Source organism: Gemmatimonadota bacterium, from assembly GCA_026706345.1.
Classification (GTDB): Bacteria; JAAXHH01; JAAXHH01; order JAAXHH01; family JAAXHH01; genus JAAXHH01.
Map to the genome: position 1 here is coordinate 1 of JAPOYX010000167.1, position 26,514 is coordinate 26,514.

The window sequence follows — 26,514 nt, forward strand, 5'->3', positions numbered from 1 at the left end:
TGGACCATAAGGGAGGACGCGCTCTGGTCCGACGGCACCCCTGTAACCGCCGCCGCCGTTTCGGTTGCCGCCCTGCTTAAGCGCAAGAGCGAATTCCGTGGGCGTACCGTGGCCATCGTCATATGCGGCGCCAACATCGCCGCATCGACCCTCAAGACCGTACTGGCTTCGTGAGTCTATCTTGCCATATGCGACGATCCTCCGGTAGAGTTCTTCTATAGGTTCTTCTCTCACAAACGGGTTTTCATTCAACGGAAAGGTCCCATGTCCCAGTCACGCCCGAACATCCTGTTCATCATGTCCGACGACCACGCGTCGCACGCCATCGGCGCCTATGGCAGCCGGATCAACCGGACCCCCCATATCGACCGGATCGCGGCGGAGGGCATGCGGTTCGATAACTGCTTCTGCACCAATTCCATCTGCACGCCCAGCCGTGCGGCGATCCTGACGGGCACGTACAACCATGTAAACGGCGTCACCACCCTGGACACCCGCCTGGACGGCCGTCTGCTGAACTATCCCAAGGTGCTGCGGGAACACGGGTACCAGACGGCGGTGGTGGGCAAGTGGCACCTCGGCCACGGAGGCAATCACGATCCCACGGGCTTCGACTACTGGAACGTCCTGCCCGGCCAGGGCCTGTACCACGATCCCGAGATAATCGAGATGGGAGAGCGGTCGAAGCGGAGCGGGTACGCCACCGATCTGATCACGGATTATTCCCTGGACTGGCTGCGAAACCGCGACCGGGACCGTCCCTTCTGCCTCATGGTGCATCACAAGGCGCCGCACCGGCCCTGGGAGCCCGATGACAGGCATGCCCGCATGTATGAAGACGAGGATATCCCGGAGCCGGACACCTTCGACGACGACTATGCCAACCGCGCACAGGCCGCCGCGGCCGCCCGGATGCGCGTAGAGCGCGATCTCAATGCCGAGGACCTGAAGGTACCTGTGCCGGAGAACCTGACCCCGGCCGAAGAGAAAGGCTGGAAGTACCAGCGGTACATCAAGGACTACCTGCGGTGCGTGGCCTCGATCGACGACAACGTCGGGCGGTTGCTGGACTATATCGATGAGGAAGAAATCGGAGAGAACACCATCGTGATCTATACGTCGGACCAGGGGTTCTTCCTCGGCGACCACGGCTGGTACGACAAGCGCTTCATGTACGAGGAATCCCTGCGCATGCCCTTCCTTATCCGCTACCCGAGAGAGGTTGCGCCCGGTACCGTGAACGGCGATATGATCCTGAACGTCGACTTCCCGGCGACCTTCCTGGACTGTGCCGGCGTAGATGTACCCTCGTCATTCCAGGGTCGTTCGTTCCGTCCGCTGCTCCAGGGAGAAACCCCGGCAGACTGGCAGACCTCCATGTACTACCGGTACTGGATGCACGGCGCTCACCACAACGTCTGCGCTCATTACGGCATCCGCACCCTGCGATACAAGCTGATCTACTATTACGGCGATCCGCTCGGCCAGGAAGGCGCGGTCGGTGAGAAGACGGCACCCGAGTGGGAGCTTTTCGACCTGGAAAAGGATCCCTGCGAACTGAACAGCGTGTACGGTGATCCCGAATACGAGGAAGTGGTTACGCAGCTGAAGGCGGAATTGAAGCGGCTGCAGGAACGGGTGGGGGATGAGGCGTATAACGGCTAGCATGCAATTGAGCCATAACTACACTTTTCTTGTTTGACCTAAACTTGGCAGGTACTATTGAGGTTTCAACAGAACACACCCGAATCATTCAACCACAAAACAGAAAGCTAGGAGGCAGAACATGTTCCGCCAACTAACCCAATATGTATGTATCGTGTTATGTCTCGTTGTAAGCGACGACATATTTGCACAGAAAGTGTCGTCCAAGATGGTGAAGGAAATGGAGAAAGAACTAAAGGGACTTCAGGTAGTTTTGAGAGGCAGTGTTCATCAAAACCCAATGACATACTACAACCACGAGGGTAACACCTACTATTTCGCCCATTCAAAACAATATCGGAACATGTTTCGGCTCCCTAAAGACGAACTGGTTGAAATCAGGTCTGTAAAAGCGAAAGATGACCGCATTGAAGTCGAGGTTAGGAGCTCACGATTAGGTAAAGGAAAGATACGTTTTTCTTCTCCTCTTCATTCACCAGTTTTAAGCCGAAGAGCTTTTGAAATAGGATTCAACTTGTGTTTCAAATCAGACGACAATGCTTCCGATCCAGTTGTTCTTATTGGAAATACCCAAAGTAACATGTACCACGTTGCATCCAGCAATCACTTACCTCATCCAGATAATCAACATCAATTCAGCACTATACATGAAGCAGAAGAAACTGGCATGCGTCCCTGCCAATTGTGTTTTAAAACTACGCCAATGGTTAGTGACTATGCTACCGAACGTGTACTTGGCCTATATTCAGTTCAAGAAATCCAAAGTATGAACCAATTAGCAACTGATGATGGCCTACAGAACCGTGCACGTGAAATCGGTACACGTGTGTTAGACAACTGGCCTATCCCATTGCAGGGCTACGATTACCGTTTCTCAGTGATGGAAGATGACGAGATCAATGCGTATGCGGTACCAACCGGATTTATCTTTGTAAATCGAGGGTTGCTGGAATCGACAGAGAGTGACCTGGAAATCGAATCTATAATCGCTCATGAAGTCGCACATGTAGAAAGACGTCACAGTTATCGAATCTACCAGAATCACAAAAAGAAGGAGGCTCTTGCCAAGGGACTAAGCATATTGGCTGCTGCAGTTGGTGCCGCTTCAGGGAAATCCGATGATGAAGTTCTAACAATTGGAGGATTGACCTATGCATTTGTAAAAGTGGCCACGAATGTGTTCTACGAAGGTTATCCGCGTTCGATGGAGGAAGAAGCAGATGCGATGGCAGCATTGTACATGCAGCAGCAGTATGGACAACTTGGAATTGATGCGTTTAGTCTGGTTTTAAAAAAGCTGAGGTACTACACGGACTATTTTACTGGAGAAGATGGAAAGAATCTTACAGCGTTCCGATCACATCCTTTGCTAGATGATCGAATAGCAGCGGTAACCGAATCACGTGTCACAGTGTTTGAAGAACCGGTAATGGTTGTGGGGCGCAATAAGGATGGCATTGAAGTAGTGACTATAGAATTTCATAGTCAAAGGTCGACCACTCCGTCTGTGGCAAAACGGTATTCTCTAGATGCGAGCCAGATTCTTGGCAAGGTGTATGCCACGGCAGACATTGGCAAGCCACGAGAGTTCAAAGATATCACGTTTGAAACTCTAGACGGTAAAAAGATCAAGCTTGACAATAAGGAAGATTCCCTCATAGGGCCGTATGAAGATCAAGGTGTATTGTTGCGTGGTGAACTGTCAGGCAACTTGGATTCTCTTGATTTCAAAGAGGTTAAAGTCAATCTACCAGGTTCGAAACTGAAATGGTATTTGGCTCAATAGTCAATGCCCATCAATCCTGGTACTTTCATCATAGTATACAACCATGAACGAACCCATAACACCTGGCGAAATCCTGCTTGAGGAGTATCTCAAGCCTATGGGCATTTCGCAGAACGCCATGGCGCGTGCGATCGGGGTTGCACCGCGTGCGATCAACGAGATAGTGCGTGGCCGCCGGTCGATTACGCCAATGATGTCGATTCGCTTTGGGGCGTTTTTCAATCAGTCAGATCAGTTCTGGCATGGGATCCAGGTGGAGTTCGACTTCAGAAAGCTCGCCAGGGACAAACCTCGGCTTGTTGCCGGGATCCAACCTGCCGCGTCATTGAATCGGAATCCCTGACTCGTCCGCAAGCAAGGGTGGATCAATTCCATAGCTAGGACGAAGGAAGACGCTAAGGAGGCGTGTCGTTGCGTCTTTTTCGACCTCTAGATTCTAGAGACTTGCGGATCCGGCCTTCCATTGTTATTTTGAGTACAATGAAATCAAATAAACAATGAAAGGAGATGTTTCCTATGATTAGATCAACTTTAACCGAGAAATGGCAGACTACCATCCCGGCCGAAGTACGAAAAGCACTTCACCTCAAACCTCGGCAACGGCTCATTTATGAACTGATTGATGGCGGGGTCGTGGTGAGAGCCCAACCCGAAACACTCAAGGATCTATATGGCTTTCTCGCAGATGGCAAACCATCCGCGTCCAGAACCGAGGAACGGGATGTCGCACGAAAGGCCAGAGTGGCAAGATACAAATGACGAAATTCCTGTTAGATACCAACGTCCTCCTGCGTTTCCTGCGAGACGACCATGCAAGTCATTCGCCAGCCGCTCGTTCTCTGTTTTCCGATGCCAGCGATGGGAAATGCGTCCTGGTATTGACCGAGGTGGCTGTGGCCGAAGCTGTTTGGGTACTCGAGTCCTTCTTTCAGACCAGGCGTAAGGACATTGCGGAGGGGTTGAGCAAAGTCATCACTTGTGCCGGCGTTCGCTGCATGAGGCAGACCGAGATGATCGATGCATTGAATCGTTTCGCGTCTACGAATTGCGATTTCCTGGACTGCTACCTGGCTGCATTGTCTGCGGCTTCAGGCGATCACGTAGCGACATTCGACAGGGATTTCGACCGTTTCGACGACGTTAGACGCTGGCGGTTCAGCAGTTAGGCGTTTCCTTTTAGCCGCGTCAATCCACGAGAAAAGGAAAAGGCATCCGGGACCGAACATCCTGGATGCCTTTTTCAGTAACAGCTTTTTTTTTGCGATCGCCCAGGAGCCGCCCGGTCAGGCGTCGCCCGTCGCCAGCTTGCCCTGGGCGGGCTGGAAGTGCACCGCGGCGATGGCCTCGCGCACCTTGTCCACGTTCTCGGTGAAGAGAATGCCGAGCTGGGTCAGGGTCCGGTCCATCCGGGTGTTCTTGTCGTGCACAGGGAAGATGTGCAGGTTCTGGACCCGCGCTCTCACGTCGTCCACCATCTCGCCTGCCATGACGACCAGATCCGAGTCCTTGAGCGCGGAGAGTTTTTCCTCGCTGAACTCCTCTACGCGGATGTTCATCTCGTCCAGGAACGTGCGAAGCACCCGGCTCACGTCCACATTGGAGACGGCCAGCAGCACGCGCTTGTATCGGTCCGGCGACAGGGACACGTTCTCGGCGCGCAGATCGGCCAGGTAGTCGGTGTGCTCCTTGAACCACCGCTGAAGGATGGAGTAGCCGTTCAGGCGCAGCAGGCCGTTGCGCAGTTGCCGCGCGGCTTCCCGCTTGTTGAACCTGAGGGCGTTGAACGCGGCACTGGCGAGCTTGGACGCGATGCGGTGCGGCGCGTACATGCCCTTCATGCCTTCCATCACCGTGTTGACCAGTTCGTACCGGGTCATGTTCGGTACGGGATGGTTGGCGTGGTGCCCGTCGTAGTGGCTCCAGTCGCGGCTCAGGTACTCCCCGCCCTGCAGATCGTAGCGGACGGTGTCTTCGGAACCGGGCAGGTAGGTCAGGATCATGCACTGCGAAGTCGCCAGGTCCTTTTTCTTCGCGAATTCGAACTGGTGCTTGATGGTCTCCGGATGGTCCGAGTCGGCGCCGGCGATGAACATGGCGTGGAGATCGATCCCGTGATCATGGATCGCGTCGATGGCCACCTCCACGTCGTGGGCTGTTTCTTTTTTGCCGTACAGTTCCAGGGCCGTTTCGTCGATGGACTCGAATCCCACCATCACCCGGTCGCAGCCGGCCTCCCGCATCTTCTTCATCAGCGCCGGCTGCTTCGATATCTCGTGGCGCATCTGCGCGGCCCAGGGAATGATCAGTTTGCGGTCGATCATGCCCTGCATGATGGCCATGGTGCGGTCGACCGGTACATTGAAGATATCGTCAGCGAAGAACAGGTAGGTGAAATGGGGTAACTTCGTGTAGGCTTCCAGCATGTCGAGCACGCGTTCGACCGAATGCCCGCGCAGCTTGTGGCCGTTCAGCTTGGTCACCGTGCAGAAACTGCAGTCCCACGGACAACCTCTCTGCGTCTGTATCGACATGATGTCCATTCTGCCCCGGGGTACGAGGGTGAAGTCGGGAATGGGCAACACGTCGAGATCTTCCGCCTTCGGCCGCTCCGGATTGTGGATCGCCTGGCCGTCTTCTATCCAGGACAGGTTGGCGATGCCGCGGTAATCGGCGCCGGATTCCAGGCACCGGACCAGTTCGACCAGCGCTTCCTCCCCCTCGCCGCGCACCACGAAATCGCAGTGCTGCAGGGCCTCGTCCGGCACGAAGGTCGGGTGCGTTCCGCCCATCACGATCGTCTTCTCGGGGTAGACGTTCCGGATGAAATCGGCGTACTGGTAGGACCCGGGCGCCGTGGACGTCAGGGAAGAGATGCAGATCAGGTCGGCTTCCGCGAACTCGTTCGTATCGACATCCTCCACCTCTTCCAGCATCACCCTGACGCCGTAGCCCAGGTCCCGCATGATCGTCGCGAGCACCAGGCAGCCGATGCGCGGGATATAGGCGTCCGAGTACACGTGGAGGTGGGAGGATTTCGGTTCGAGAAAGAGGATGTGCTTGATACGTTGTGGCATTGCTTGCTCCTGTAGGAACCGTCCGGAACAGCGCCGTCGGCGTTGTCTACTGCATGGATGCGATAAATCGGTCGAACAGGTAATCGGCGTCGTGCGGTCCCGGTGAAGCTTCGGGGTGGTACTGTACCGAAAAAACCGGATATCGGCGGTGTCTGAGCCCTTCTAGTGTCTGATCGTTCAGATTTATGTGGGTCAGCTCCACCTCGGATTCGTCGAGGGTGGAAGCGTCGATGGCGAAACCGTGGTTCTGGGCGGTGATTTCCACCCGACCCGATTCGCACTGCCGTACGGGCTGATTGGCGCCGCGGTGGCCGAACTTCAGCTTGAACCGCTCTCCGCCCAGCGCCATCCCGAGTAGCTGGTGACCGATGCAGATGCCGAATATGGGCTTCTGCCTGATCAGGGCTTTCAACTCTTCAATGGCGTAATGAACGGCGCCGGGATCGCCCGGTCCGTTGGACAACATGATACCGTCGGGGTTCAGCCGGAGCACCTGTTCGGCCGTATAGTCCGCCGGCAATACGAGCACCTGGCAGCCCCGGCGCGCCAGGTTTCTCAGGATGTTGTGCTTGACCCCGTAATCCATCACGACGACCCGGTATGTTCCGGGTTCGCCGAAGCCGTCCCAGATCTTCTCCGGATCGTCGCCGGGAGGGTCGACGTAGATACGGTGATTTCCCTCCCACCGGTATGGGCGGTCCGTGGTCACTTCGCGGACCAGGTCCATACCGACCATTCTGGGCACGGTCCTGGCCTGTTGTACGAGTGTGCCGGGATCCGCCGCGCCGGAACTGATCACGCCGCGCATGACGCCGTCGACGCGTAGCCTGCGGGTCAGTGCCCGGGTATCGATGCCGAAAATGCCTACTACGCCATGGTCGGCCAGGAACCGATCGAGACTGTCGGTCGAACGCCAGTTGCTCGGGTTTCGCTGGTGCTCCCGGACCACGAATCCTTCCACGTGCGGATGGAGCGATTCCAGATCGCCCGGATTCACGCCGTAATTCCCGATCAACGGGTAGGTCATGGTGACGATCTGACCTTTATACGACGGGTCGGTCAGTACCTCCTGGTATCCGATCATGCTGGTGTTGAAAACGACTTCTCCCACCTTTTCCCCGGTAGCGCCAAAGGACTCGCCTTCGTAGACTGTGCCGTCTTCCAGGGCCAGCCATGCCTCCATAAACGCTCCTTCAAGGGGATGCCGGTGGGGTCCGTCCGGATATTAGCATTACGATACCCCCAGCCACCCGGTGTGTCAAGGAAAATCGACCTGGCTTACACGGGCCGCGCACCGGGAGAATTGACCCTCCGCCCCCCGTTCATCCGTACCCGTGCACTTCGGTCCAAACTCCCTGCCATCCGTTCACCCAGGTCCCCTCCGGACCGCTGATATCGCTTTACGCGCGGCAGTGCGGAAGGTATATTACTGAGCCTCCGGGGAGGAATCCGAATGACATTCTTGAACGCGTTGATGCTATTGGGTCTCGCAGCCGTCGCGGTGCCGCTTATCATACATCTGTTCCATCGCCGGCGGGTCTCCACCGTCGATTTCAGTTCCGTCATTTTCATCCGGGATCATCATCTGCAGCGTTCCCGGGCCCTCAGACTCCGGGAACTTCTGCTTCTTCTGCTTCGTACCTTCATCGTCCTGTTCCTGGTGCTGGCCTTCTCCAGGCCGGTAGTCGAAGGCCTGGCGGGCTGGTTAATCGGCAGCAGCCTCAAGCAGAGGACGGTCTTCGCCATCGTGCTGGACAATTCTTACAGCATGGCAGCCGGCAGTTTGGGCGTAACGCCCTTCGCCGCCGCGAAAGCCGAGGCCCGGCGCATCATCGAAATGATGGGGGAAGGTGACGAAGGACTGATCGTGCTGTCGGCCGCGCCGGCCGAAGCCCTGCCGCCCGTTCCGACGGTCCGCATGGAAACACTCAGGGAGCTGCTGGCGGATATGGAAGTATCCGAAAGATCGGGAGATATGGCCGGCGCCCTGGATCTCGCGCGGCAAAAACTGGCCGGCATCGTTGCGGCGGACAAGAGTATCTACCTGCTGTCGGATCTGCAGCGAAGCGACTGGCAGCAAATGGCGGAATCCGTGACGGCGGACACGGCGGATCCGTCACAGCCGTCGCATTCTGCCCCCCAAGTATACCTGTACGCGTACGAGGCGGGGAGCGTGGATAACGCCAGCATCGACGCGGTTTCCGTCAGCGAGGGGCTGCTGATCCGCGATCAGCCGGAACAGTTCGTCGCCACCGTTGCCAACCGGAACAGCGTCGCGATGAACGCCAGGGAAGTCAGTCTCGTTATCAACGGCGAGAAACGGGACAGCCGACAGGTGACTGCCGAGGCGGATGGGACGGGGATCGTGCAGTTCAACGTGCTGATCGACAGGCCGGGCAGATACGTCGGATACGTGGAGTTGGAAGACGATGACATCGCAGCCGACAATCGACGGCACTTTACCCTCTCCGTCCCGGACGCCTTCGGCGTTACCGCGGTCGGACGGACCGAATCCCGGTACTTCGTCGAGCAGGTGCTGAAACCGTCGGGCGGACTGGTCACCCCCGTGGACCTGCGGACTGCATCCGCCGATGTGTTGAACAGCGATCTGTACGATGCGGGCGTGCTGATCGTGGATGGCGAAGTGGAGCTGACGCCCGCGCGGCTTTCCAGCCTGGAACGCTACATTTCCTCGGGTGGCGGGGTCCTGCTGTTTCTGGGCGGAGGCCTGGATCCGGCCCTTTACGGGAACAGTTTTTTCTCAGACGTCTTCGGTTGTTCGATCGGAGGCAGAAGGGGGGTGCCCGACGAGAAGCAGACCTTTCTCCGCATAGACCAGGTCGACTACGAGCATCCCGTTTTTCGGTTCGCGGGCCGTTCCGCCGACGGGTTGTCGACCGGCGCGGCCCGGTTCTACGCCTCCTTTGCGGTGGACGCCGGTCCCGGCGCGCAGGTGATCGCACGATTCGCGGACGGGACGCCGGCGATTCTCGAAGGGCGATCCGGCAGCGGCCGGGCATTGCTGGTTGCGACCGACGTAAATGCCGGGTGGAGCGATCTGGCGTTGAGAAGCGTGTTCGTACCGTTCATGCATCGAAGCGTCCGGTATCTGCATCCATCCGTGGCGGTTACCGAGGTCGGTTACCTGGCGGGCGACCCGGTCGCGCAGCCGCTGATTCGATTTCCTGAGAATGACGACCTTTACCTGGAATACCCCTCGGGACATTCCGAGACCGTAAACCACCGGCTCGGCCGTGCCGGGATCACGGTGGAAATCCCGGATACGAAGCAACCCGGCGTATATCTTCTGCGGGACGGCGCGTTCGTCGCGCAGGCGTTCGCGGTAAATCCGGACACCCGGGAATCGGACCTGGAGCGATTCACTCCGGCACAGGCGTCCGGGCTTCTTGGCGCCGGCGCGCCTGTCGTTCTCATGAACCCGGGCGATACCGCGGGTGTACCCCCGGGCGGGACCTTCAGCGGCTCGGGCCGGTATGAGATATGGAAATCGCTGGTCCTCCTCGTGATGGTGCTCCTCATGGTGGAATACTGGTTTTCGGGGTCGCGCGCTAGGGCCGGAAGCAACGCGGCCCGGATGCCGCGCGGGATTGACCGCGCAGAGCTGAACAAGCAGGGCTGAAACCACAGTTAAAGGACATACGCAATATGCGGGAAATGCACGAAATACCCAGAAACAACCGGGAACGCGCCTTGCTGATCGGATTGGTGCCGTCGAACGAACGGCTCGGCGAAATGGAGGAGTCGCTCGATGAACTGGCCCTGCTGGCCGATACGGCCGGCGCGAAAATCGTGGACAGGATCATCCAGGTCCGCAGCACCATGCACCCGGCGTACTATATCGGAACCGGAAAGGCCAGGTCGATCGCCGAGTTGTGCAAGGCGGAAGAAATCGATCTCGTGATATTCGACGATGACCTGACACCGGCCCAGGTCAGGAACCTGGACCGTGTCATCGAGCGGCGCATCCTGGACCGCAGCGGCCTGATTCTCGATATATTCGCCTCGCGGGCCAAGTCGAGGCAGGCCAAGCTGCAGGTCGAACTGGCCCAGTTGCAGTATATGATGCCCCGTCTGACGAGACAGTGGGACCATCTGTCCCGGCAGGAAGGCGGCGTGGCGTCGGGTTCATCGGGCGGTGCCATCGGCGTGCGGGGGCCCGGGGAAACGCAGCTGGAGATCGACCGCCGCCTGATCCGCGGACGTATTACCCACCTGCGCAGGAACCTGGACCAGCTGGTCGCGTCCTATACGCGCCAGCGCCAGCGCAGAAGCGCCATGTTCTGCATTACCCTGATCGGTTACACCAACGCCGGGAAGTCCACGATTTTCAACGCCTTCACCCAGGCGGACACGCTGATCGAAGACAGGCTGTTCGCCACGCTCGATGCGACCACGCGGGCGGTCAACGTGACCCCGGGCCAACCCGTTCTGCTGTCGGATACCGTGGGTTTTATCCGAAAGCTGCCTCATCATCTGGTCGCTTCTTTCAAAAGTACGCTGACCGAGGTTTACGACGCGGATTTGCTCGTACACGTCGTGGACGGAAGCCATCCCAATCACGCGGAACATATCGTTACGGTGAACCAGGTACTGGCGGAGTTGGGGGTCTCGGATCTTCCCCTGCTGCTGGTCTTCAACAAGGCGGACCAGTTGGAAAGTCCGGACGCGCGGGATATCCTGGCGCTCTCCTACCCCGACGCCGTCACGGTATCCGCTCTGGATCCCGACGACGTGGAGCGATTGCGCCAGAGGATTTCAGACCTGGTGGATCGGCATCGCGTGGAGTTGGAACTGCTGATCCCCTACGAGAACGGACACGCGGTTTCCGTAGCGTACGAATCGGGGGAAGTGCTGCACCGGGAAGACGAATCGGAGGGGGTTCGCCTTACGGTCCGAATGATGCCGTCCGTTGCCGGGCGCCTCGGCAAGACGCTGGACGCTTTTGTCTGCAGGTATGTGGAGTGAGTCGCGCCGGCTGGTACTAACTACGCCCTGATGCCGGCAGCAAGCGCTCAGGGGTTGGCGGGATCGGCCTCCGCACCGCTGTTGGGTACGGGCAGCGTCGGTTGCCCGAAATCCCTGTTGTCCTGGATGAAACGCTCGTTCAGGAGGAGCAGTTCCTGGCGCCACTGGGGGTTGTACAGTTCTCCCCTTGCCGAGGCGTGCAAGAGTTCGTATCTGCCGATGCCCCGCCGGTCGCCGAAGACGAAGAAGTGACGGCCGCCTTCCGTGGTCCGGGACGGGTCTCCGTCCACGCCCTCGGTATAGTACCAGATCTGGTGGGCCTTCATGATGTTGTCGCTGTCGTACCGCACGATTTCTTCCGGCTGACCGTATCGGATGAAGACTGTTCCCCGGTCGCTTTCCGCCCCGCCTAGTTGAAAATCGGCATAGGAAAACCGTTCGTTAAACACCATCATGGATTCGTTTTCCGGTGTCTCGGGCGTGGGATCGCGCATGCGCCAGAAGGCGATCAGGAATTCGGTCTTACCTTCGAGGTCGAGACTGTCGTAGAGGTCGCGCTCCCGTTTGGACGCCAGAATCGCCAGCATTCTCCGGCCTCTCTTCGCCTGTTCCTCGGTCAACGCGGTGACTGGCGGGGGCGGAGGCGGAGGCTGGACAATCTCGAAAACGGCCGAACTGGACGCTTCCGTCCCCGTCTGCGCGTCCTCGACCGTAACTTCGAGGGTATAGACCCCTTCAGGGAAGGTCATGTAGTCCAGCGCGATCACGTCCAACCCGTCGGTACCCGTAATCCGCCGGTTCGTTTTGGGCGGAAGAGGGAAAGACATCTCATTGGCGTGACTGGTTACCGCGGGGTAAATGTCGTAGCCGGCCTCTTTTCCTGTCGAATCCGGGGCCAGGTTATATATCTCGAAATAGAGGAACATGTTACGAGGCTTGTAACTGCCATCCTCGGGCATCTCGGCCCATTTCTCGAATATCCGAAGGGGATTGGGCAGGACCAGCAGCCCGTTTTTCGTGAAACGGTTGTCCTCTTCAGCCCTTTGGATGAGCGTCGAGAGCTGCAGATTGCTCACGGAAAGCTCGGGTGAATCAAGGGGCCGGGCGATAAAAGGTTTGATCGCTTCTCCCTGGCGGTTGGAGTTCAGGTCGGTCACGAGAACCTTCGCGCGGTACGAACCGGGGTTCACGCCCGCGGCGATCTGTTCCAGTACCACCCTTTCCTCGCCTCTGCGGGTAACGACGACGGGCCGGTCCGTCTGGTATTCCCGCTTCTGGACGGTTTGAAATACGATGTTCTCCTGGTCGTCGATGATGGACAGGTCGATCGAGAAGGTGGCGACGTAGAGCCTGTCCTCTTTTTCTTCAAGGGTAAACTCGCTGGGCCGGCACAGGAAATAGAACTCCAGGTAAGTCTGTTCCTCCGCCCCCCTGAATCCGCTGACGTCCACGGCGAAATCGATCTCGCCGGTACTATTGGCCGGTAACAGGAAGGGGTCGCCGGCGGCTGTGGAGTCTACGTCTGCCGAGGTTGTTTCCTGTACCTGGGCAAAGGCGGACCCGGTGCAGAGCAGGCAAACAACACAGACAAGACGGCGGTAGAATCGAAACACTTCGGATATCTCCCGGTTGATGTCACCCCGGGTTCTGAAAAGCGTAGCCCGGCATGCGCGTTACGCGCCGATCCCGGATATCGATTGACTTGCGGATACGAAACACCGATCTATGATATCCCGCTGGTCACGCGCGGTTGCGTTCTGATCTGAATCATGATTGTAATTTAAGGTTATTCTTACAACCGGGCAACTGATTTGTCCGCCGGCCGGATTCGCTCGGCCGGTCGTGCGCAGGAGGATCCCATGTTGCGGCTTTGGTCGGATCGAGCCATGCCTCCCGTGATTCGTTCCGAATTTGCCCATCGCATCCTTGTAAACGGCTCGGGAGAGGAGTCGCCCGAAGACCCGCTCCGCGACCTGCCCGGCGCTCATGCGGTCGTCGCAGGCGCGCGGCGAACATACGACGGTGGCCTGATGGACAGGTATCCGGAAATGAGGGTCATATGCCGGACCGGGATCGGCATCGACAACATCGTCGTGCCGGATGCCACGGAAAGGGGCGTCGCGGTCTGCAATACGCCGGAAGGTCCGACCCTTTCCACGGCCGAAACGGCCATCGCCCTGATCCTGGCCGCGGTGAAGCATATCAAGCGTGTTTCCCGGGATTTCGCGGAACAACCCGGGAAAGACTATCTGTCCGGTTACCAGGGGATGGAGGTCTTCGGGCGGACACTGGGCCTGATCGGACTCGGCCGCATCGGAAGCCGGGTGGCGCGCCTGGCCGTCGCGCTCGGTATGCGCGTGGTCGCCTACGATCCCTACGTCGCGGATGAGCGGGTGGCGGAGATGGGCATCGAACGGGAGGACCGCATCGAGTCCGTGCTGGCCAGGTCGGATGTCGTCTCGGTACACGCTCCGCTGACGGAGGAAACCCGCCACCTGATGAACGGGGACCGCTTCGCCCGAATGAGGCGGGGCGCGTTCTTCGTCAACGTGTCGAGGGGCGGACTGGTCGACGAGCAGGCACTTTGCGCCGCGCTCGACCAGGGACGTCTCGCGGGAGCGGCCCTGGACGTCTTCGAGCCCGAACCGCCGTCCACGGACAATCCGCTGCTCCATCGTGACGACGTGATCGTTACGCCCCATATCGCCGGCGTGTCAGTCGCGAGCAGGGAACGTATGTGGAGGATGGCGGTAACGATGGCACTGCAGGTCTGGAACGGCGAGAAGCCGGACCACATCGTCAATCCGGAGGTCGTGCCCGGTAATGGATAGGCGGGCACGCTGCAGGTTGCGCGCGGTGCAGGTTGCGATGGGACTGGCCGGCGGCGGCGTTCAACTCGTCGGGGGTTATCCGTGACGGGGGCGTGTACCGGCTTCCGGGGACCGCCTACCTGAATACCTGCACGTCGGCCGCCCGGGGCGCGTCCACGCCGTGCTTCATGCGCATGATCTCCTTCTGGCGCTCCGTAAGCAGGCCGTACCATTCGCCGGGAAACCCTTCGTGGGGGTCATACTGGAACATGAGCATGCGTTTGCGGTAGTGGGCGAATAGAGCGTGCCGGTTCGCGTTGCCGCGGTTGGCCCCGCCCGCGTGCCAGCACTGGCCGTTGAAGACGAGGACGCTTCCCGCGGGCGCGGAGGGTTGCACGTAGTACTTCGCTTCGACACCCTGGGCCGGATGGCCCAGGCCACTCTTGTGGGTCCCGGGAACGACCCGCGTACCGCCGTTTTCCGGCGAGAAATCGTCCAGCATCCACACGGTGTTCATCATGACCGGCGAGGCCATGTTGAGCATTTCGGCGGGTATGTCGCTGTGAAATCCCTGGTCGCCGTCTCCCGGCCGTACGATGCGGCTGTTCAGGCTGCCCAGGATGAGCGACTTCTCGAGAAAATGCTCGAGGATGGGCAGGATGCGGGGGTGGTCGATGACGGGGAAGAAGATGGGATCGAGGGTCGGCAGATTGCTCACGTGCCTGCAGGACCCCTCGCCTCCGCGCTCTTCGCCCACCTCGTCGTTCAGGCGCATCAGCGTCTCGCGCATGGCCGCGATCTGGTCCTCGGTCAAGACGCGCTCCACGACGGTGAAACCGTACACGTCCAGTTCGTAGATGGCGTTTTCGAATTCGTTCATCGTCTACTCCAGGTAATCGCCGGGGATGCGCGTGTTTTCGTACCGTTCGTTTTCCGAGCGGACCAGGATCGGCCCGGGTACCTCCGCCGACCAGTAGTCCGGGACGGTGGCCGGCCGCATGTGCCAACCGAGGAGCAGGGTCCGTCTCAGGCCGCTGTTGTTTCCCCGGGCCGAGTGCAGCAGCCGTGCTTCGCCGATCACGAGGTCGCCGGCGCGGACGGGGACGTCGATGGCGTCGGGGTGGTCGCCGAACATGTGAGGATCTTCCTCATCCGCGAACCAGGCCGTCCGCTGGTGCGGCACTTCCACCTGTCCATGCAGGGGTATCCGCTTCAGGTGCGTGCCCGGGATGACGCGGAAGCACCTGTTTATCTGGTCCGTGTCCACCAGGTAGTAGGAAAGAAACAGCTGCTGCGGCCACGGCGCCAGGCTGAAAGGGTCGTTCCAGGTATCCCAGTCCTGGTGCCAGTAGAGGGGCGGTCCTCCGGGCGGCTTGCTCAGTACGTGGATGGTCCCGTTGGGCGTGAAATCGTCCAGTCTCATGGCGCGTAGCCACGCCTGCGTCGCGGGCCAGTCCAGCAACCGGCGCATCACGGCGTTTTCCCGGATATCCACGTGGATATCGGAACCCTGGTAGCGCCATTCGGGCTGGTATTCCGCGGAGTCCAGCAATCGATCCGACTCCCGTCGGAGTTCGTCCAGAAACGCCCCGGTAAGTACGCCTTCGATGTGACAGTACCCGTCCCGGGTCAGCTGTTCCCGTTTTTCCGTGCCTTCCTCCTTCGTCATGCCGTCGGTCTCCAGTCATCCTCCATCTACGCATCCCTTTATTTGTTACCGCGGGACAACCCGTTATCCACCAGGTAGGCGTAGCTTTTCCGTACCGCTTCGACCATGTCCGTCGCACAACTGTCCAGCTCTACGATGTGCCATTCGGTATGGTTCCCTCCCCCAGCGATCACTCCCGGGAGATCCACGCTGCCTTCGCCCAGCGCGGTCATGTCCGTATTCCGCCGGCAGGGTCCGTCCTTGAGGTGAAGCAGAGGCGCCCGGGCGCCGAGGCGTTCAAGCACGCCGGCGGGGTCCGGACCGCCGACCTGGACCCAGTATACGTCCACCTGGAAGAACACCTCCGGTGAAAGATGCTCGAGGAGGATATCCGTCGCGATCCGCCCCTCCACTTCCAGGTATTCCCACCAGTGATTGTGAATCCCGAAGGTCATGCCGTGCGGCGCCACGGCCTCCGCGGCCTCGTTGAAACGGTCCGCCGACCACCTGATGTTGTCCACGGTACTGTGGTCGTCTTGTCCCAGTCCGGATACGACACGCTTCGTTCCGATCGCGTCGGCCGTTTCGACGACGTAGGACTTGTTGTCACCCACGGGCAAAGGCAGGTGCGCGCTGGGAACCTCGAGGTTCAGCGAACGGAAGAGCTTGCCCGCCGCTTCCGGCGTGGTACCCGGAAACCCGGCGGGCTCAACGCCCGCGTAACCGATCTCCGCGGTCAGGTTTACCACGTGTTCAAAATCCTTGTCGGCCAATTCTCTGAGGGTGTACAACTGCAGGGCTACGGGCGGGGGCATATCACGGCACCTCTTTCTCTCTCTTCAGCCGCCTTGGGCTGTTCGATGTTAGGTAGAAACATCAGCGGGTCATTTGGGTTAAAAGTGCGGGTTGAATATACGAAGCCTGCCAACGACGTGCAAGCGAATCGTCAGGACAAATCGTATACGAAATCCCCGCCGCCACGGCGCAGGGCGGCATCGCCTTTGCGTAGCATGCGCAGCACGCTTTCCTCGTGGATCATTTCCATGAGGTCGTTCCTTTCGAACCACCTGAGATCATGGGATTCATCGCTTATCTTCAGGGGCTGCTCCGAGGATGAAACCAGCAGATAACGGAGGTCGTGGTGTTCATGGGCGGGCACATCGGCGCGGGGGGCGATCGCGTGGATGTCCACGTCCAGGGGCACGAACCCTGCCGGCTCCCGGTACAGCCCGAATCCGGCGAGTCCGGATTCCTCCTCGGCTTCCCGCAGGGCCACGAGGTGGGGCCGGGTACAACCGTCGGAATGGCCGCCCAATTGAAGCCAGCGGTCGAAGATGCGGTGCCGGGTCATCAGGTACTTCGAGCGGTCGGGCGAAACGATCCAGGCCGAACCGGTGATGTGACCCGGCATGCACGTTCTTTCAAAGCAGCCGGGATGTCCGGAAACCAGGGAACGTATCCGCTCTATCGTATACTTTTCATCGGGATGATGCGCCAGGTAGTGGTTCAGCATCTGCAGCAGATGGTCGCGATGCGATCCGCCGTCCTCGTGCCCTTTTTGTTGTCTCATCCGTCCGCTTCCCAGAAGCACGGTACATCCAGCTCATCTCCCAGTTCCCGCAGCGACTGGATATGGATGTTGTCCAGGGGGATCCCGTTCCGGCTGAAATCGGCCTCTCGTTCGGCTTCAAGCTCTCCCGCAAGCAACGAGCGGTCCAGACCCGGTAGCGGATGCATGGCGTGTATGTTTTCCCGCAGCTCCGTGACCGTCCGGGTGTAATCGGAAGAGTCGCCTATGAACGCCGGGTCGAGGACAACAGCGGTCAGGCTGCTGGTGGCCTCTGGAAATCTCCGTTCAACGGGTGACTGCGCGTCCACCGGCCAGGTCATCATGACGGAGGTGACCTGGTAGGCCAGTCCCTTGATCAAAGGAAGCACGCTGATTTCCGCGATTTTCTGCTGAACTTCGGGCAGTTCCAGGTGCGTACCCATATCGATCAGCACGGGCGGCTCACCCTCCGCCGCGGGGAATCCGAAACTCACGGGCGGGTTGTTCAACGCCTGGACGACGGGTTCAGGCCGATCGAAGGGAAGGGGACTCATGGGCGTGCTGTAGTACAGGCAGATCATGCCCGCCCCGGTGGCGATGCGCGTCCAGTTCCCCACCGATCCCGTGTGGCCGCAGTGGGTCGCCGTGACCAGGCAGATCCCTGCCGTGCGGGCCCGGGACACAGCGGAGCGAATGGCCCGGGCGGACGCCAGGTGACCCATGCCCCCATCCCCGTTCCATTGCACCACCGCGGCCGACTCCCGGCAGATCCTGATATTCGGCCGCGGGTTGCATCGGCCAGCCTGGAAGGACCTCACGTATCCCGGAAGCTGGCGGGTGCCGTGGCTGAGGACGCCGCGCAGGTCCGTCGCGGCCAGGTAGTCGGCCATTTCCGACGCGTGGGCTTCCGATAGGCCGGCCTTTCCAAGCGCTTCTGCGGTAAAGCGATGCAGGTCCTTGGCGTCGTAGCGGAGATTGGTGTAATCAACAGGAATGATGGCCATAAATGTCTCCGGGATCAGCTTCGCGGCTCAAGGAGATTTGCTCACAGGCACGGATGCATCGACGCACACCGGACTTGGCGGATTCTCGTCTCGCGCATAAACGGACTCCATCCTCCTTCCGCTCACCTTACCATAATGAGACCCGAACGGCAAAACAACAGCTATCCAATCGAACCGCCTATCGCTTTGACTTGCGCCGCCGCTCCATGTACCTTCTGATCCTCTTCATCACTTACGTGGTCATGCGCCGATACACGACTGAACCAACGGACTGGAGACATGATGAAACCGAAGCCACTACAGGATCGCGTGGCGGTCGTTGCGGGCGCGACGCGCGGGACCGGACGGGGGATCGCCCGCATGCTCGGCGCGGCGGGGGCCACGGTCTACTGCTCCGGACGAAGCGTAAAGGGCCATCCCGCCACGCCGGGCCGTCCCGAGACGATCGAAGAAACCGCCGAAATGGTCACGGCCGAGGGGGGCAGGGGCATTGCCGTGCGGACGGACCACACCGTTGAGGCCGAAGTGGAGCGATTGTTCTCGCGCGTCAGGGACGAACAGGGCCGGCTCGACATCCTCGTCAACGACATCTGGGGCGGCGATGAAATGATCGAATGGGGTTCGCCTTTCTGGGAACTCGATACAGCCAAAGGATTGAAAATGCTCGAGGGGGCCGTTCACACCCATATCATCACGAGCCGGTACGGCGTACCCATGATGATCGAGCGGAACGCCGGGTTGATCGTGGAAGTCACCGACGGCGACACGATGGGCTATCGGGGCAACCTCTTCTATGATTTCGCAAAAAACGCCACGATCCGGCTCGGCTACGCGATGTCGCGCGACCTCCACGCGCACAAAATCACCGCGCTGACCGTTACGCCAGGCTTCCTGCGGTCCGAAGCGATGTTGGACGGCATGGGGATCACGGAAGAGAACTGGCGGGATGGTATCGCACACGACTCGTTCTTCGAGGAATCGGAGACGCCGTGTTACATGGGAAGGGGCGTAGCGGCCCTGGCGGCCGATCCGGACGTCGCGTCGAAGCACGGTGGACTGTACGGAAGTTGGTCGCTCGCGAAGGAGTATGGATTCACGGACCTGGACGGTCGCCAGCCGGATTGGGGCAGCTATTTTTCTGCAAGGATACGGGATATCACAGATCACCAAGAATCTCCAGACGAGATGGACCTTTACAATGTCCGTGCCCGTATGAACCAGATCGAGCTGGATCCTGCTGCAGAAGAGGAATACAGGCGCACGAGAGAGTACCTGGATAAGTATGAGTGAAAGAAACGCGAGGCAGTGGTTGCAAGTGTGGACCACGCTCTGCATACCCGACGGTCTAGAGACTTCGAGTCTTTTCACCCCTTAACTTCTTGTAAACACCACCATACCAGATTATACTGAATACTATTTCTTTCCCGACTTCAGTCGAAAAATGGGATAGTTTCGATCCCTGACGGAGGTTTTTCATGTCTGACAACGAAGGAACACCAAAAACCGATCCCCGTATCAAGGACCTCGATCACACCCAGAATCTGTCCCGCCGTGGATTCATCGGCAGCGTGATGGCTGGTGCGGCCGGGGTGGCCGGTGCGTCGACCCTGCTGTCCTCCGTACAGGATGCGGAAGCAGCGCCATCGCCCGATCTGCCCGAGAAGCCGACCGGCGGAGCTGCGCCTGATGACGAAGCCTACTGGGAGAAGGTCGCGGCCCAGTTCATGCTGCGCGACAACGTCATCTACATGAATTCGGGCACGCGCGGCCTCTCGCCCGTGAGCGTGCACAAGGCGCAGGTGGAAGCCATCGAGGCGGTCAATTCCGATCCCAACATGTGCTGGTCGACCTACAGTTTCGCCGGCATGGATGAGATCCGGCGGAAGATGGCCGGGTACATAGGCTCGGAGGTCGAGGAGATCGCCTTTACGAACAGCACCACCGACGGGATGGGACTCGGTTTCATGGGGCTGGAATTGAACCGCGGGGACGAGATCCTGACCACGAACTACGATTACGGCTGGGTGAAGAACATGATGGCCTTCCGGGCGAAGCGCGACGGCCTGGAATTCAAGATGGTGGACATATCGGATCCGAGTTTCCGTACGCCCGATGATCCGCAGAAGGTCGTCGATGCCGTGGCGGCCGGTATCACGCCGAAGACCAGGTTTCTCACCATCTGCCACATCAACTACACCGACGGATTCGTCATGCCCGTGAAGGAGATCTGCGAGATTGCCCGCGACCGGGGGATCATCACCCTGATCGACGGCGCCCAGCCGCCGGGCATGATGAAAATGGACATGATGGACCTGGGATGCGACATGTATGCGGGTGCGGGCCACAAGTACATGCTGGCCGCTCAGCACACCGGTTTCCTGTTCGTCCGGAATGACATGGAGGACCGGGTGCATCCCCTGGTTTATACGGGTTCGATGAATCCGGAATGGGCCATCACAGGCGCCAGGAAACTCGAACAGCGTGGCTCTTCGAGCTATTCGGATCGGGTCTCCATCGGTGCGGCGCTGGATTTTCACAACAAACTCGGGGTCGAAGCTATCGAAGCCCGGCTGCGTTACCTGTCCCAACGCCTGAGCCAGGGCCTGAAGGCCATAGACGGCGTCACCGTGTACGCATCCGACGATCCCAGGATGTCCTGTGCGCTCGTATCCTTCTCCGTCAAGGACCTCGATCCTTCGTTCATCGTCGGGCGCCTCTGGTACCGCAGCCCGAACATCTACATCCGTACCGTCGGCGCCGCCGGCGGTTTCAGGGGAGTCCGCGCCACGCTGCACGTCATGGACACGGCCGATCACGTCGATACCTTGATCGACAGGATCGAAAGGCTTGCGCAGGCTTGAGATCCGAAGGCCATGGGGTTTACGTCAGGCTCGATCCAGTGGAGCTGAAATGGGCTTAGTGCGTTTCCTCGTCGCCACAATTGCGGGCGCCCTGGTCCTGCTCGTCCTGGGATTCATCCTCTACGCGATGGTATTCGTCGGGTACTTCGCGGCGAATGCCGAACCGGGTGCGGCCGCCGTGGCCAAAGACCCGCCCGAAATGCTGTTCATCTACCTGAGCGAATTGATTCTGGCAGCCCTGTTGTGTCTCGTAATCGGCTGCTGGGCGGGGGTATCCGGCGCTGGTGCGGGATTCAGGACCGGGGCGGTTTTCGGTTTCCTTTTGAGTCTCGCGATCAGCCTGATGTTTTATGGCACGGTGAACTACATGAATCTCCAGGCGACGTTGTTTGACGTCGTCCTGACGACGGTGCGCATTGCCCTGGCGGGCGCCGTGATCGGAATCGTACTGGGCAGGAAGCGAGCAGCGGAGTCCCCGGCCGCGATCAGTAACTAAGCTGCTTTGAAACAAGCGCCGGAAGACCAAACGTGCATTCGCCCGAAGAGGAATCCATGTCTGTACAACGATTCGCCATTGCGACCGTAGCCGGGGCCGTCATGGTGCTGTTGCTTGGCTTTGTCACCGGCAGCTTGTTCGGCGGCCTTTTCGAAGGTTTCGCGGTGACGGCTCCTGAACTGGTCATGAAGTCCAGTCCGAACGTATGGACGATCGTCCTCGGTGCCGTTGCCATGGGGGCGCTGCTGACCGTCCTCCTCGGTTGCTGGACGGGCCACACTGATGCGGTGAAAGCCCTCGGAACCAGTGCGATCTTCGGGTTGCTTCTCCACCTGTTCCTGGGGTTGAGCCTGTTTGGCATGACAACCATGTTGAATCTCACCGGAACCCTGATCAAGGTCGTCATCGATACGGTTCAAGTGGCACTGGCCGGAACGGTAGTCGGTGTCGTGCTGGGCCGCGGCAGACAGGCCTAGCCGCACCATCCTCCATCGCTCTATGTACACGCTGATCACCGCTAGTAGACTCCGCACGGGCGAAGCGCTCGAAGTCGGCGTCGTTCAGGCGCCGGACGACGACTATGCGCCGCTCGTCCGGCCGATCCTCGCACACAAATCGCGCAACGAACAGTGGCATCTCGACCAGGTATTCGCCGGGCGGGTCGACCCACTCGAAACCCGGTTCTACCTCGGCTGCCTGAACGAACAACCGGTTTGCAACATCATGGTCAGCGAACACGGCGGAGTCGGCATCATGAGTCACGTATACACCAGGCCGGAACACCGCCGAAAGGGCATAGCGCGGCTGGTCATGGCCGGGCAGATGGCCGACTTCAATGACCGGGACGGCCGGTACCTGACGCTGTCCACGGGCTACGATACCCATCCCTACTATCTGTACTACAGCTTCGGGTTCCGGAGCGTCATACCGGACTCGGGTCACATGAAGTACGCGGGGAATGCAGCGTTCGAGGCGGAACACTTCCGAGGGGAAGGGGTTCGCGTGGTCCCGGGAGACTGGAAAAACTGGCCTTCACTGAACGTGCTTTGCGCCCAGGACGGTCCGCCTTACGTACGCAACGTGGGGCTGGGACATATCGGGCCGCGCATGTTTGAAGGCGCCTACCTGGGGCTTATGAAGCTCACGCAGGAAGATGCCGATCACCAGGTCCGGCTGCTGGTTACGGACCGCGAGGCGGTCACGGGTTACGCGACCCTTATGCCGGACACCCGGTGGCGTGGAGAGACCTGTCTCCTGGATTTGTTCGTTCATCCGGCGTTCACGGCTTACTGGGGGGCTTTGCTGGACTCGTTCTCCATGCCGGCGGGACGAAAAATCCAGAGTCATGTCGAACCGGGCGACTCCCGGAAGACCGCTGCGTTGAAGGACGCGGGGTTCGTCCGCGAGTCCACCCTTCGAAAGCAGTTCAAGGCGGCCGGCCAGGCAATGGATGTCGAGGTGTACGCGCGGCATGCCTAGTCCTGCTCGCGGCGTGATGCCGCCTACTGCCCGTGCTTCAGCCCGTCTAGCGTCTTGTCGTGGATGCCGCCGAATCCCCCGTTGCTCATAAACACGATCCGGTCGCCTGGCGCCGCTTGCTCGACCAGCCGTGAAACGATCCGGTCCACGCTTTCCACGGCGTCGGCGCGAACGCCGCGAAGACGCAGTCCCTCCACCAGTTCCTCCACGGAAAAACGGTTCCCTTCGGGCGCTTTCCCGGGTAGAAAGACCGGCGCGATCAATACCCGGTCCGCGTCGTCGAAGGCGGTGGCATAGGCCTCCTGGAAGTTCCGGCGTATGGTGGTGGCTGAGCGGGGTTCGAACACGGCCCAGATGCGCCGGTCCGGACAGGCCCCTCTAAGCGCCTCCAGCGTCGCTTTTACGGCGGTGGGGTGGTGGGCGAAGTCGTCGTAGACCGTAATGCCGTTGACATCGCCCCGTGGCTCAAGACGGCGCCTCACGCCGGGGAAGGTCTCGAGGCCCCGCGCTATATCCTCCCAGGATACGCCGTAATGTCGGGCGGCGGCCACGACCGCCAGCGCGTTTTTGACGTTGTGGACTCCAAGTTGACGGATCGTCAGCCGGGTGCGGGGTTCGTCCCGTTCAAACAGGTCGAAGGACGTACCCCCGGGATCAAAAGAAACGTTACGCGCAGACCACCGCGTGCCTGGCGACTCGCCCATGGTATGGACGTTGCAGAATGCGTGGGTTGCGAGAGTCCGGAGGCGCTCGTCGTCCGCCGGTCCGATCAGCAACCCGTTTTCGGGTATGATGTTGACCAGCCTCCTGAAAGAAAGCACGATCTCATCGAGCGATTCGTAAATGTCCGCGTGGTCGAACTCGATGTTGTTGATGATCACCGTATCGGGCAGGTAATGCAGGAACTTCGCCCGCTTGTCGAAGAAGGCGCTGTCGTATTCATCGCCTTCGAGGATGAACAGGTCGCCCGACCCCAGTTGCGCGCCGGTCTGCCAGCCGCTGGGAACTCCGCCGATGATGTAGCTGGGATCCCGGCCGGCCTCGGTGAGCAACCAGGCGAGCATCGCCGTCGTGGTCGTCTTGCCATGCGTCCCCGCCACCACGATCGACTTGCGGTCCCACAGGAAGAAGGACTTGAGCGTCTCCGGCATGGATGCATACCGGATCTTCCGTTCCAGGACGGCTTCGGCCTCGGGGTTGCCCCGCGAAACCGCGTTTCCGATGACCACGAGATCCGGTGGAGGGTTCAGGTTGGTTTCGGCGAAGCCCTCGAATACGGGTATCTGCTGTTCCGAAAGCACCGTGCTCATGGGCGGATACACGTTTTCGTCGCTACCGGTTACCCGGTGTCCGAGGGACTTGAGCATCACGGCGAGCGCTCCCATGCCCGTACCGCAAATGGCCACAAGATGGATGTGAAGCGGTCGGGACATGGTCAGGGCATCGGGGGATGGTTCTCGGTCAGTTCCCGGATTTTTCGGCGTACGGCGTCGTTATTGAAGTGGTCGGGATGGGAAACGAGCAGGGTCTCGTATTCTGTGAGCGCCTGGGGAATATCGCCGATCTTCGTCTCGAGGATTTCGGCAACCCGTCGCCGGGCCGTAACGACGCGGCGGCTGTCCGGGTGTCTTTCGATCAGGTCGCGCAGAGCCGCGAGCGCTTCGTACGGCTTACCCAACTGGTCAAGTATCACACCGATGTCCAGGATGACTGTATCCACAATCAGGCTTTCCGCATGCTCCTCGACAAACCGCTTGCAGGCTTCCAGGGCTTCCCGGTCCCTGAACTGACGGCGCAGCAGCACCGACCGGACATAATCGGCAAGTGAACGGTCACCGCCCTGCCGGCCTTCCGCGATCAGGATGGTCCACTCCAGCGCGTCGTTGGCATAGGGGCTGTCCGCATAGCGGTCGGCCGTCTCGTGGAACCGCTCGAGGGCATCGTCCCATCGCCCCTTGAAGAGCGCCAACTCACCCCGGTGGAATGTCGTCCGCGCCCGGGTTTCGACTTCCGGGAATCCGGCTTCCGGGTCCCCGATCCGGTTGTACTGGGCAAGCGCGTCTTCGAGGCTGCCCAAGACCACGTAACTCTCCGCGATGCCGAACATGGCCTGCTCCCGGAACTTCGTCGCGGGCGCGTGGGCCAGAAGCGACCGGTACGTGTCGAGGGCCTGTCGCGCGTCCTGGAAATGGGCGAGATGGAGACCCGCCAGGCGGGCCATCGCTTCTTCCCGGTATCTGGTTTCCGGGTATTGCGCAATGATCTTCCGGTAGGTTCCGGCAGCCTGGTCGATGCTCCCGTTCTCCTGGAGCGCCCTGGCAAGACCGGTAGATGCTTCGGCGCGCATGGTGTCCGACGCGGCCTGCCGGATGAGTTCCCGATAGGTATCGATGGCGTCCTGCGTATGTCCTTCCCGCAGCGCCCATTCGGCGAACCGGGCCAGGTATGTGCCGCTGGATCCGTCCAACCGGTCGGCCTCGCGGTACTCGGCCAACGCCTCCAGGGGCTTGTCGTATCGGAGATAGTAGTTTCCGAGGAGGTCGTGGGCGTCCTTGCTGCCGCGGTGTTCCGATACCGCCTCCCGAAGCGCCCGTTCCACGAGTTCCTGGCTTCCCAGCACGGTGAGTTGATCGATCTGGTCACTGACTATGCCTTGCTGCCTGGGATTCAAGGTCAACCACCGTACATATTCCCGGACGGCGCCCGGTATGTCGAATGCACTGGTATAGAAACCGGCGAGAGCGAGGGCAAAGGCATCCGGCTTGCCCAGTCTCTGTCTACCCGCAAGGCAGGTTTGAATCGCCCTGTCGTACGCTTGCCTGCCGAAGTGTAGATAAGCGACCGTGTTTACGGCCGATTCGCTCTCCGGAAACAGATCCTGGAGGATTCGAATCTGTTCTTCCGCTTCGGCGTCCCGGCCGCTGCCGAAGAGGGCCTCGGCGAGCCTGCCGCGGAATCTGATGTTGTCGGGTGATCGTTGTATATGGGTTTCGAGCAAGGGTATCGCCTTGTCGAACGCTTCCAGCCGAAAGTACAGTCGAAGGACGCCGTTGAGGGCGGACCTGTTGTCCGGCGCTTCCTGCAGTATCCTCTCAAAGAGGGCGACCGCCCGGTCATCCTGCCTGAGACGCTCGAGCGTCCTGGCCTGCTCGACCC

22 protein-coding genes are annotated in these 26,514 nt (G+C 59.9%); 12 read left to right on the plus strand and 10 right to left on the minus strand.

What is annotated here, in order from left to right; all coding sequences use genetic code 11:
* Positions 1-264: 264 nt before the first annotated feature.
* The 4 genes from OXG98_10910 (at position 265) to OXG98_10925 (ending at position 4,617) form a co-directional block, all read left to right on the plus strand.
* Positions 265-1,665, plus strand: coding sequence for a sulfatase (locus OXG98_10910; protein ID MCY3772512.1), 1,401 nt, complete (start codon positions 265-267; stop codon positions 1,663-1,665).
* Positions 1,666-1,885: 220 nt separating this feature from the next.
* Positions 1,886-3,451 carry a M48 family metalloprotease gene (locus OXG98_10915; GenBank protein MCY3772513.1) on the plus strand — a complete coding sequence of 522 codons (1,566 nt, stop codon included), beginning with the start codon at positions 1,886-1,888 and terminating at the stop codon, positions 3,449-3,451.
* A 43-nt stretch (positions 3,452-3,494) separates the two neighbouring features.
* Positions 3,495-3,794, plus strand: a complete 300-nt coding sequence (locus tag OXG98_10920; protein MCY3772514.1) for a HigA family addiction module antitoxin — start codon at positions 3,495-3,497, stop codon at positions 3,792-3,794.
* Between the two features lie 412 nt (positions 3,795-4,206).
* Complete coding sequence (locus OXG98_10925) at positions 4,207-4,617, plus strand: PIN domain-containing protein (GenBank protein MCY3772515.1); 411 nt, start codon at positions 4,207-4,209, stop codon at positions 4,615-4,617.
* 117 nt (positions 4,618-4,734) lie between these two features.
* On the opposite strand, the gene OXG98_10930 is transcribed toward OXG98_10925, so the two are convergent.
* Positions 4,735-6,525 carry a radical SAM protein gene (locus OXG98_10930; protein ID MCY3772516.1) on the minus strand — a complete coding sequence of 597 codons (1,791 nt, stop codon included), beginning with the start codon at positions 6,523-6,525 and terminating at the stop codon, positions 4,735-4,737.
* Positions 6,526-6,571: 46 nt separating this feature from the next.
* On the minus strand, positions 6,572-7,708 hold the full coding sequence (gene carA / locus OXG98_10935) for a glutamine-hydrolyzing carbamoyl-phosphate synthase small subunit (protein MCY3772517.1): 1,137 nt from the start codon (positions 7,706-7,708) through the stop codon (positions 6,572-6,574).
* Between the two features lie 270 nt (positions 7,709-7,978).
* Here carA and OXG98_10940 point away from each other — a divergent pair, with 270 nt between their 5' ends.
* Positions 7,979-10,165, plus strand: a complete 2,187-nt coding sequence (locus tag OXG98_10940; GenBank protein MCY3772518.1) for a BatA domain-containing protein — start codon at positions 7,979-7,981, stop codon at positions 10,163-10,165.
* A gap of 26 nt (positions 10,166-10,191) precedes the next feature.
* Entirely contained in the window at positions 10,192-11,511 is a 1,320-nt protein-coding gene (gene hflX / locus OXG98_10945) for a GTPase HflX (GenBank protein ID MCY3772519.1), read from the plus strand.
* 47 nt (positions 11,512-11,558) lie between these two features.
* Here the strand turns inward: hflX and OXG98_10950 are convergent, their stop codons facing one another.
* Positions 11,559-13,124, minus strand: coding sequence for a GWxTD domain-containing protein (locus tag OXG98_10950; GenBank protein ID MCY3772520.1), 1,566 nt, complete (start codon positions 13,122-13,124; stop codon positions 11,559-11,561).
* Between the two features lie 273 nt (positions 13,125-13,397).
* Here OXG98_10950 and OXG98_10955 point away from each other — a divergent pair, with 273 nt between their 5' ends.
* Positions 13,398-14,342, plus strand: a complete 945-nt coding sequence (locus OXG98_10955; GenBank protein MCY3772521.1) for a hydroxyacid dehydrogenase — start codon at positions 13,398-13,400, stop codon at positions 14,340-14,342.
* Positions 14,343-14,457: 115 nt separating this feature from the next.
* Here OXG98_10955 and OXG98_10960 read toward each other — a convergent pair whose 3' ends face one another.
* The 5 genes from OXG98_10960 to OXG98_10980 all read right to left on the minus strand — a co-directional run bounded on the left by OXG98_10960 (position 14,458) and on the right by OXG98_10980 (position 18,522).
* Positions 14,458-15,201 carry a phytanoyl-CoA dioxygenase family protein gene (locus OXG98_10960; GenBank protein MCY3772522.1) on the minus strand — a complete coding sequence of 248 codons (744 nt, stop codon included), beginning with the start codon at positions 15,199-15,201 and terminating at the stop codon, positions 14,458-14,460.
* 3 nt (positions 15,202-15,204) lie between these two features.
* A complete protein-coding gene (locus OXG98_10965) occupies positions 15,205-15,990 on the minus strand; it encodes a phytanoyl-CoA dioxygenase family protein (GenBank protein MCY3772523.1) in 786 nt (261 codons plus the stop codon).
* Positions 15,991-16,028: 38 nt separating this feature from the next.
* Entirely contained in the window at positions 16,029-16,784 is a 756-nt protein-coding gene (locus tag OXG98_10970) for a sugar phosphate isomerase/epimerase (protein MCY3772524.1), read from the minus strand.
* Between the two features lie 131 nt (positions 16,785-16,915).
* Positions 16,916-17,539, minus strand: a complete 624-nt coding sequence (locus OXG98_10975; GenBank protein MCY3772525.1) for an NUDIX hydrolase — start codon at positions 17,537-17,539, stop codon at positions 16,916-16,918.
* Complete coding sequence (locus OXG98_10980) at positions 17,536-18,522, minus strand: Ldh family oxidoreductase (protein ID MCY3772526.1); 987 nt, start codon at positions 18,520-18,522, stop codon at positions 17,536-17,538. The genes OXG98_10975 and OXG98_10980 overlap by 4 nt, the downstream gene beginning before the upstream one ends.
* Before the next feature lie 279 nt (positions 18,523-18,801).
* On the opposite strand from OXG98_10980, the gene OXG98_10985 reads away from it, so the two are divergent.
* The 5 genes from OXG98_10985 to OXG98_11005 all read left to right on the plus strand — a co-directional run bounded on the left by OXG98_10985 (position 18,802) and on the right by OXG98_11005 (position 23,358).
* Positions 18,802-19,812, plus strand: a complete 1,011-nt coding sequence (locus tag OXG98_10985; protein ID MCY3772527.1) for an SDR family oxidoreductase — start codon at positions 18,802-18,804, stop codon at positions 19,810-19,812.
* A 185-nt stretch (positions 19,813-19,997) separates the two neighbouring features.
* Positions 19,998-21,383, plus strand: a complete 1,386-nt coding sequence (locus OXG98_10990) for an aminotransferase class V-fold PLP-dependent enzyme (GenBank protein MCY3772528.1) — start codon at positions 19,998-20,000, stop codon at positions 21,381-21,383.
* Between the two features lie 49 nt (positions 21,384-21,432).
* Positions 21,433-21,879 carry a hypothetical protein gene (locus OXG98_10995; GenBank protein ID MCY3772529.1) on the plus strand — a complete coding sequence of 149 codons (447 nt, stop codon included), beginning with the start codon at positions 21,433-21,435 and terminating at the stop codon, positions 21,877-21,879.
* 56 nt (positions 21,880-21,935) lie between these two features.
* Positions 21,936-22,355 (plus strand): hypothetical protein, encoded by a 420-nt coding sequence (locus tag OXG98_11000; protein MCY3772530.1) that lies wholly within the window; start codon positions 21,936-21,938, stop codon positions 22,353-22,355.
* Between the two features lie 22 nt (positions 22,356-22,377).
* Positions 22,378-23,358 (plus strand): GNAT family N-acetyltransferase, encoded by a 981-nt coding sequence (locus OXG98_11005; protein ID MCY3772531.1) that lies wholly within the window; start codon positions 22,378-22,380, stop codon positions 23,356-23,358.
* Positions 23,359-23,381: 23 nt separating this feature from the next.
* On the opposite strand, the gene mpl is transcribed toward OXG98_11005, so the two are convergent.
* Positions 23,382-24,791: a UDP-N-acetylmuramate:L-alanyl-gamma-D-glutamyl-meso-diaminopimelate ligase gene (gene mpl / locus OXG98_11010; GenBank protein ID MCY3772532.1), complete on the minus strand. Its 1,410-nt coding sequence runs from the start codon at positions 24,789-24,791 to the stop codon at positions 23,382-23,384.
* A 2-nt stretch (positions 24,792-24,793) separates the two neighbouring features.
* Positions 24,794-26,514, minus strand: a 1,721-nt coding sequence (locus OXG98_11015; protein MCY3772533.1) for a tetratricopeptide repeat protein, incomplete at its 5' end; no start/stop codon positions are given.

Excerpts from the sequence above, each read along its gene's own strand:
- OXG98_10955 (MCY3772521.1), top strand. The coding sequence starts at position 13,398 with ATGCCTCCCGTGATTCGTTCCGAATTTGCCCATCGCATCCTTGTAAAC.
- OXG98_11000 (MCY3772530.1), top strand. The coding sequence starts at position 21,936 with ATGTCTGTACAACGATTCGCCATTGCGACCGTAGCCGGGGCCGTCATG.
- OXG98_10930 (MCY3772516.1), bottom strand. The coding sequence starts at position 6,525 with ATGCCACAACGTATCAAGCACATCCTCTTTCTCGAACCGAAATCCTCC.
- OXG98_10910 (MCY3772512.1), top strand. The coding sequence starts at position 265 with ATGTCCCAGTCACGCCCGAACATCCTGTTCATCATGTCCGACGACCAC.
- OXG98_10960 (MCY3772522.1), bottom strand. The coding sequence starts at position 15,201 with ATGAACGAATTCGAAAACGCCATCTACGAACTGGACGTGTACGGTTTC.
- OXG98_10980 (MCY3772526.1), bottom strand. The coding sequence starts at position 18,522 with ATGGCCATCATTCCTGTTGATTACACCAATCTCCGCTACGACGCCAAG.
- OXG98_10975 (MCY3772525.1), bottom strand. The coding sequence starts at position 17,539 with ATGAGACAACAAAAAGGGCACGAGGACGGCGGATCGCATCGCGACCAT.
- OXG98_10920 (MCY3772514.1), top strand. The coding sequence starts at position 3,495 with ATGAACGAACCCATAACACCTGGCGAAATCCTGCTTGAGGAGTATCTC.
- OXG98_10995 (MCY3772529.1), top strand. The coding sequence starts at position 21,433 with ATGGGCTTAGTGCGTTTCCTCGTCGCCACAATTGCGGGCGCCCTGGTC.
- OXG98_10990 (MCY3772528.1), top strand. The coding sequence starts at position 19,998 with ATGTCTGACAACGAAGGAACACCAAAAACCGATCCCCGTATCAAGGAC.
- OXG98_10940 (MCY3772518.1), top strand. The coding sequence starts at position 7,979 with ATGACATTCTTGAACGCGTTGATGCTATTGGGTCTCGCAGCCGTCGCG.
- OXG98_10970 (MCY3772524.1), bottom strand. The coding sequence starts at position 16,784 with ATGCCCCCGCCCGTAGCCCTGCAGTTGTACACCCTCAGAGAATTGGCC.
- OXG98_10965 (MCY3772523.1), bottom strand. The coding sequence starts at position 15,990 with ATGACGAAGGAGGAAGGCACGGAAAAACGGGAACAGCTGACCCGGGAC.
- OXG98_10915 (MCY3772513.1), top strand. The coding sequence starts at position 1,886 with ATGGAGAAAGAACTAAAGGGACTTCAGGTAGTTTTGAGAGGCAGTGTT.
- hflX (MCY3772519.1), top strand. The coding sequence starts at position 10,192 with ATGCGGGAAATGCACGAAATACCCAGAAACAACCGGGAACGCGCCTTG.
- carA (MCY3772517.1), bottom strand. The coding sequence starts at position 7,708 with ATGGAGGCATGGCTGGCCCTGGAAGACGGCACAGTCTACGAAGGCGAG.
- OXG98_10985 (MCY3772527.1), top strand. The coding sequence starts at position 18,802 with ATGATGAAACCGAAGCCACTACAGGATCGCGTGGCGGTCGTTGCGGGC.
- OXG98_11005 (MCY3772531.1), top strand. The coding sequence starts at position 22,378 with ATGTACACGCTGATCACCGCTAGTAGACTCCGCACGGGCGAAGCGCTC.
- mpl (MCY3772532.1), bottom strand. The coding sequence starts at position 24,791 with ATGTCCCGACCGCTTCACATCCATCTTGTGGCCATTTGCGGTACGGGC.
- OXG98_10925 (MCY3772515.1), top strand. The coding sequence starts at position 4,207 with ATGACGAAATTCCTGTTAGATACCAACGTCCTCCTGCGTTTCCTGCGA.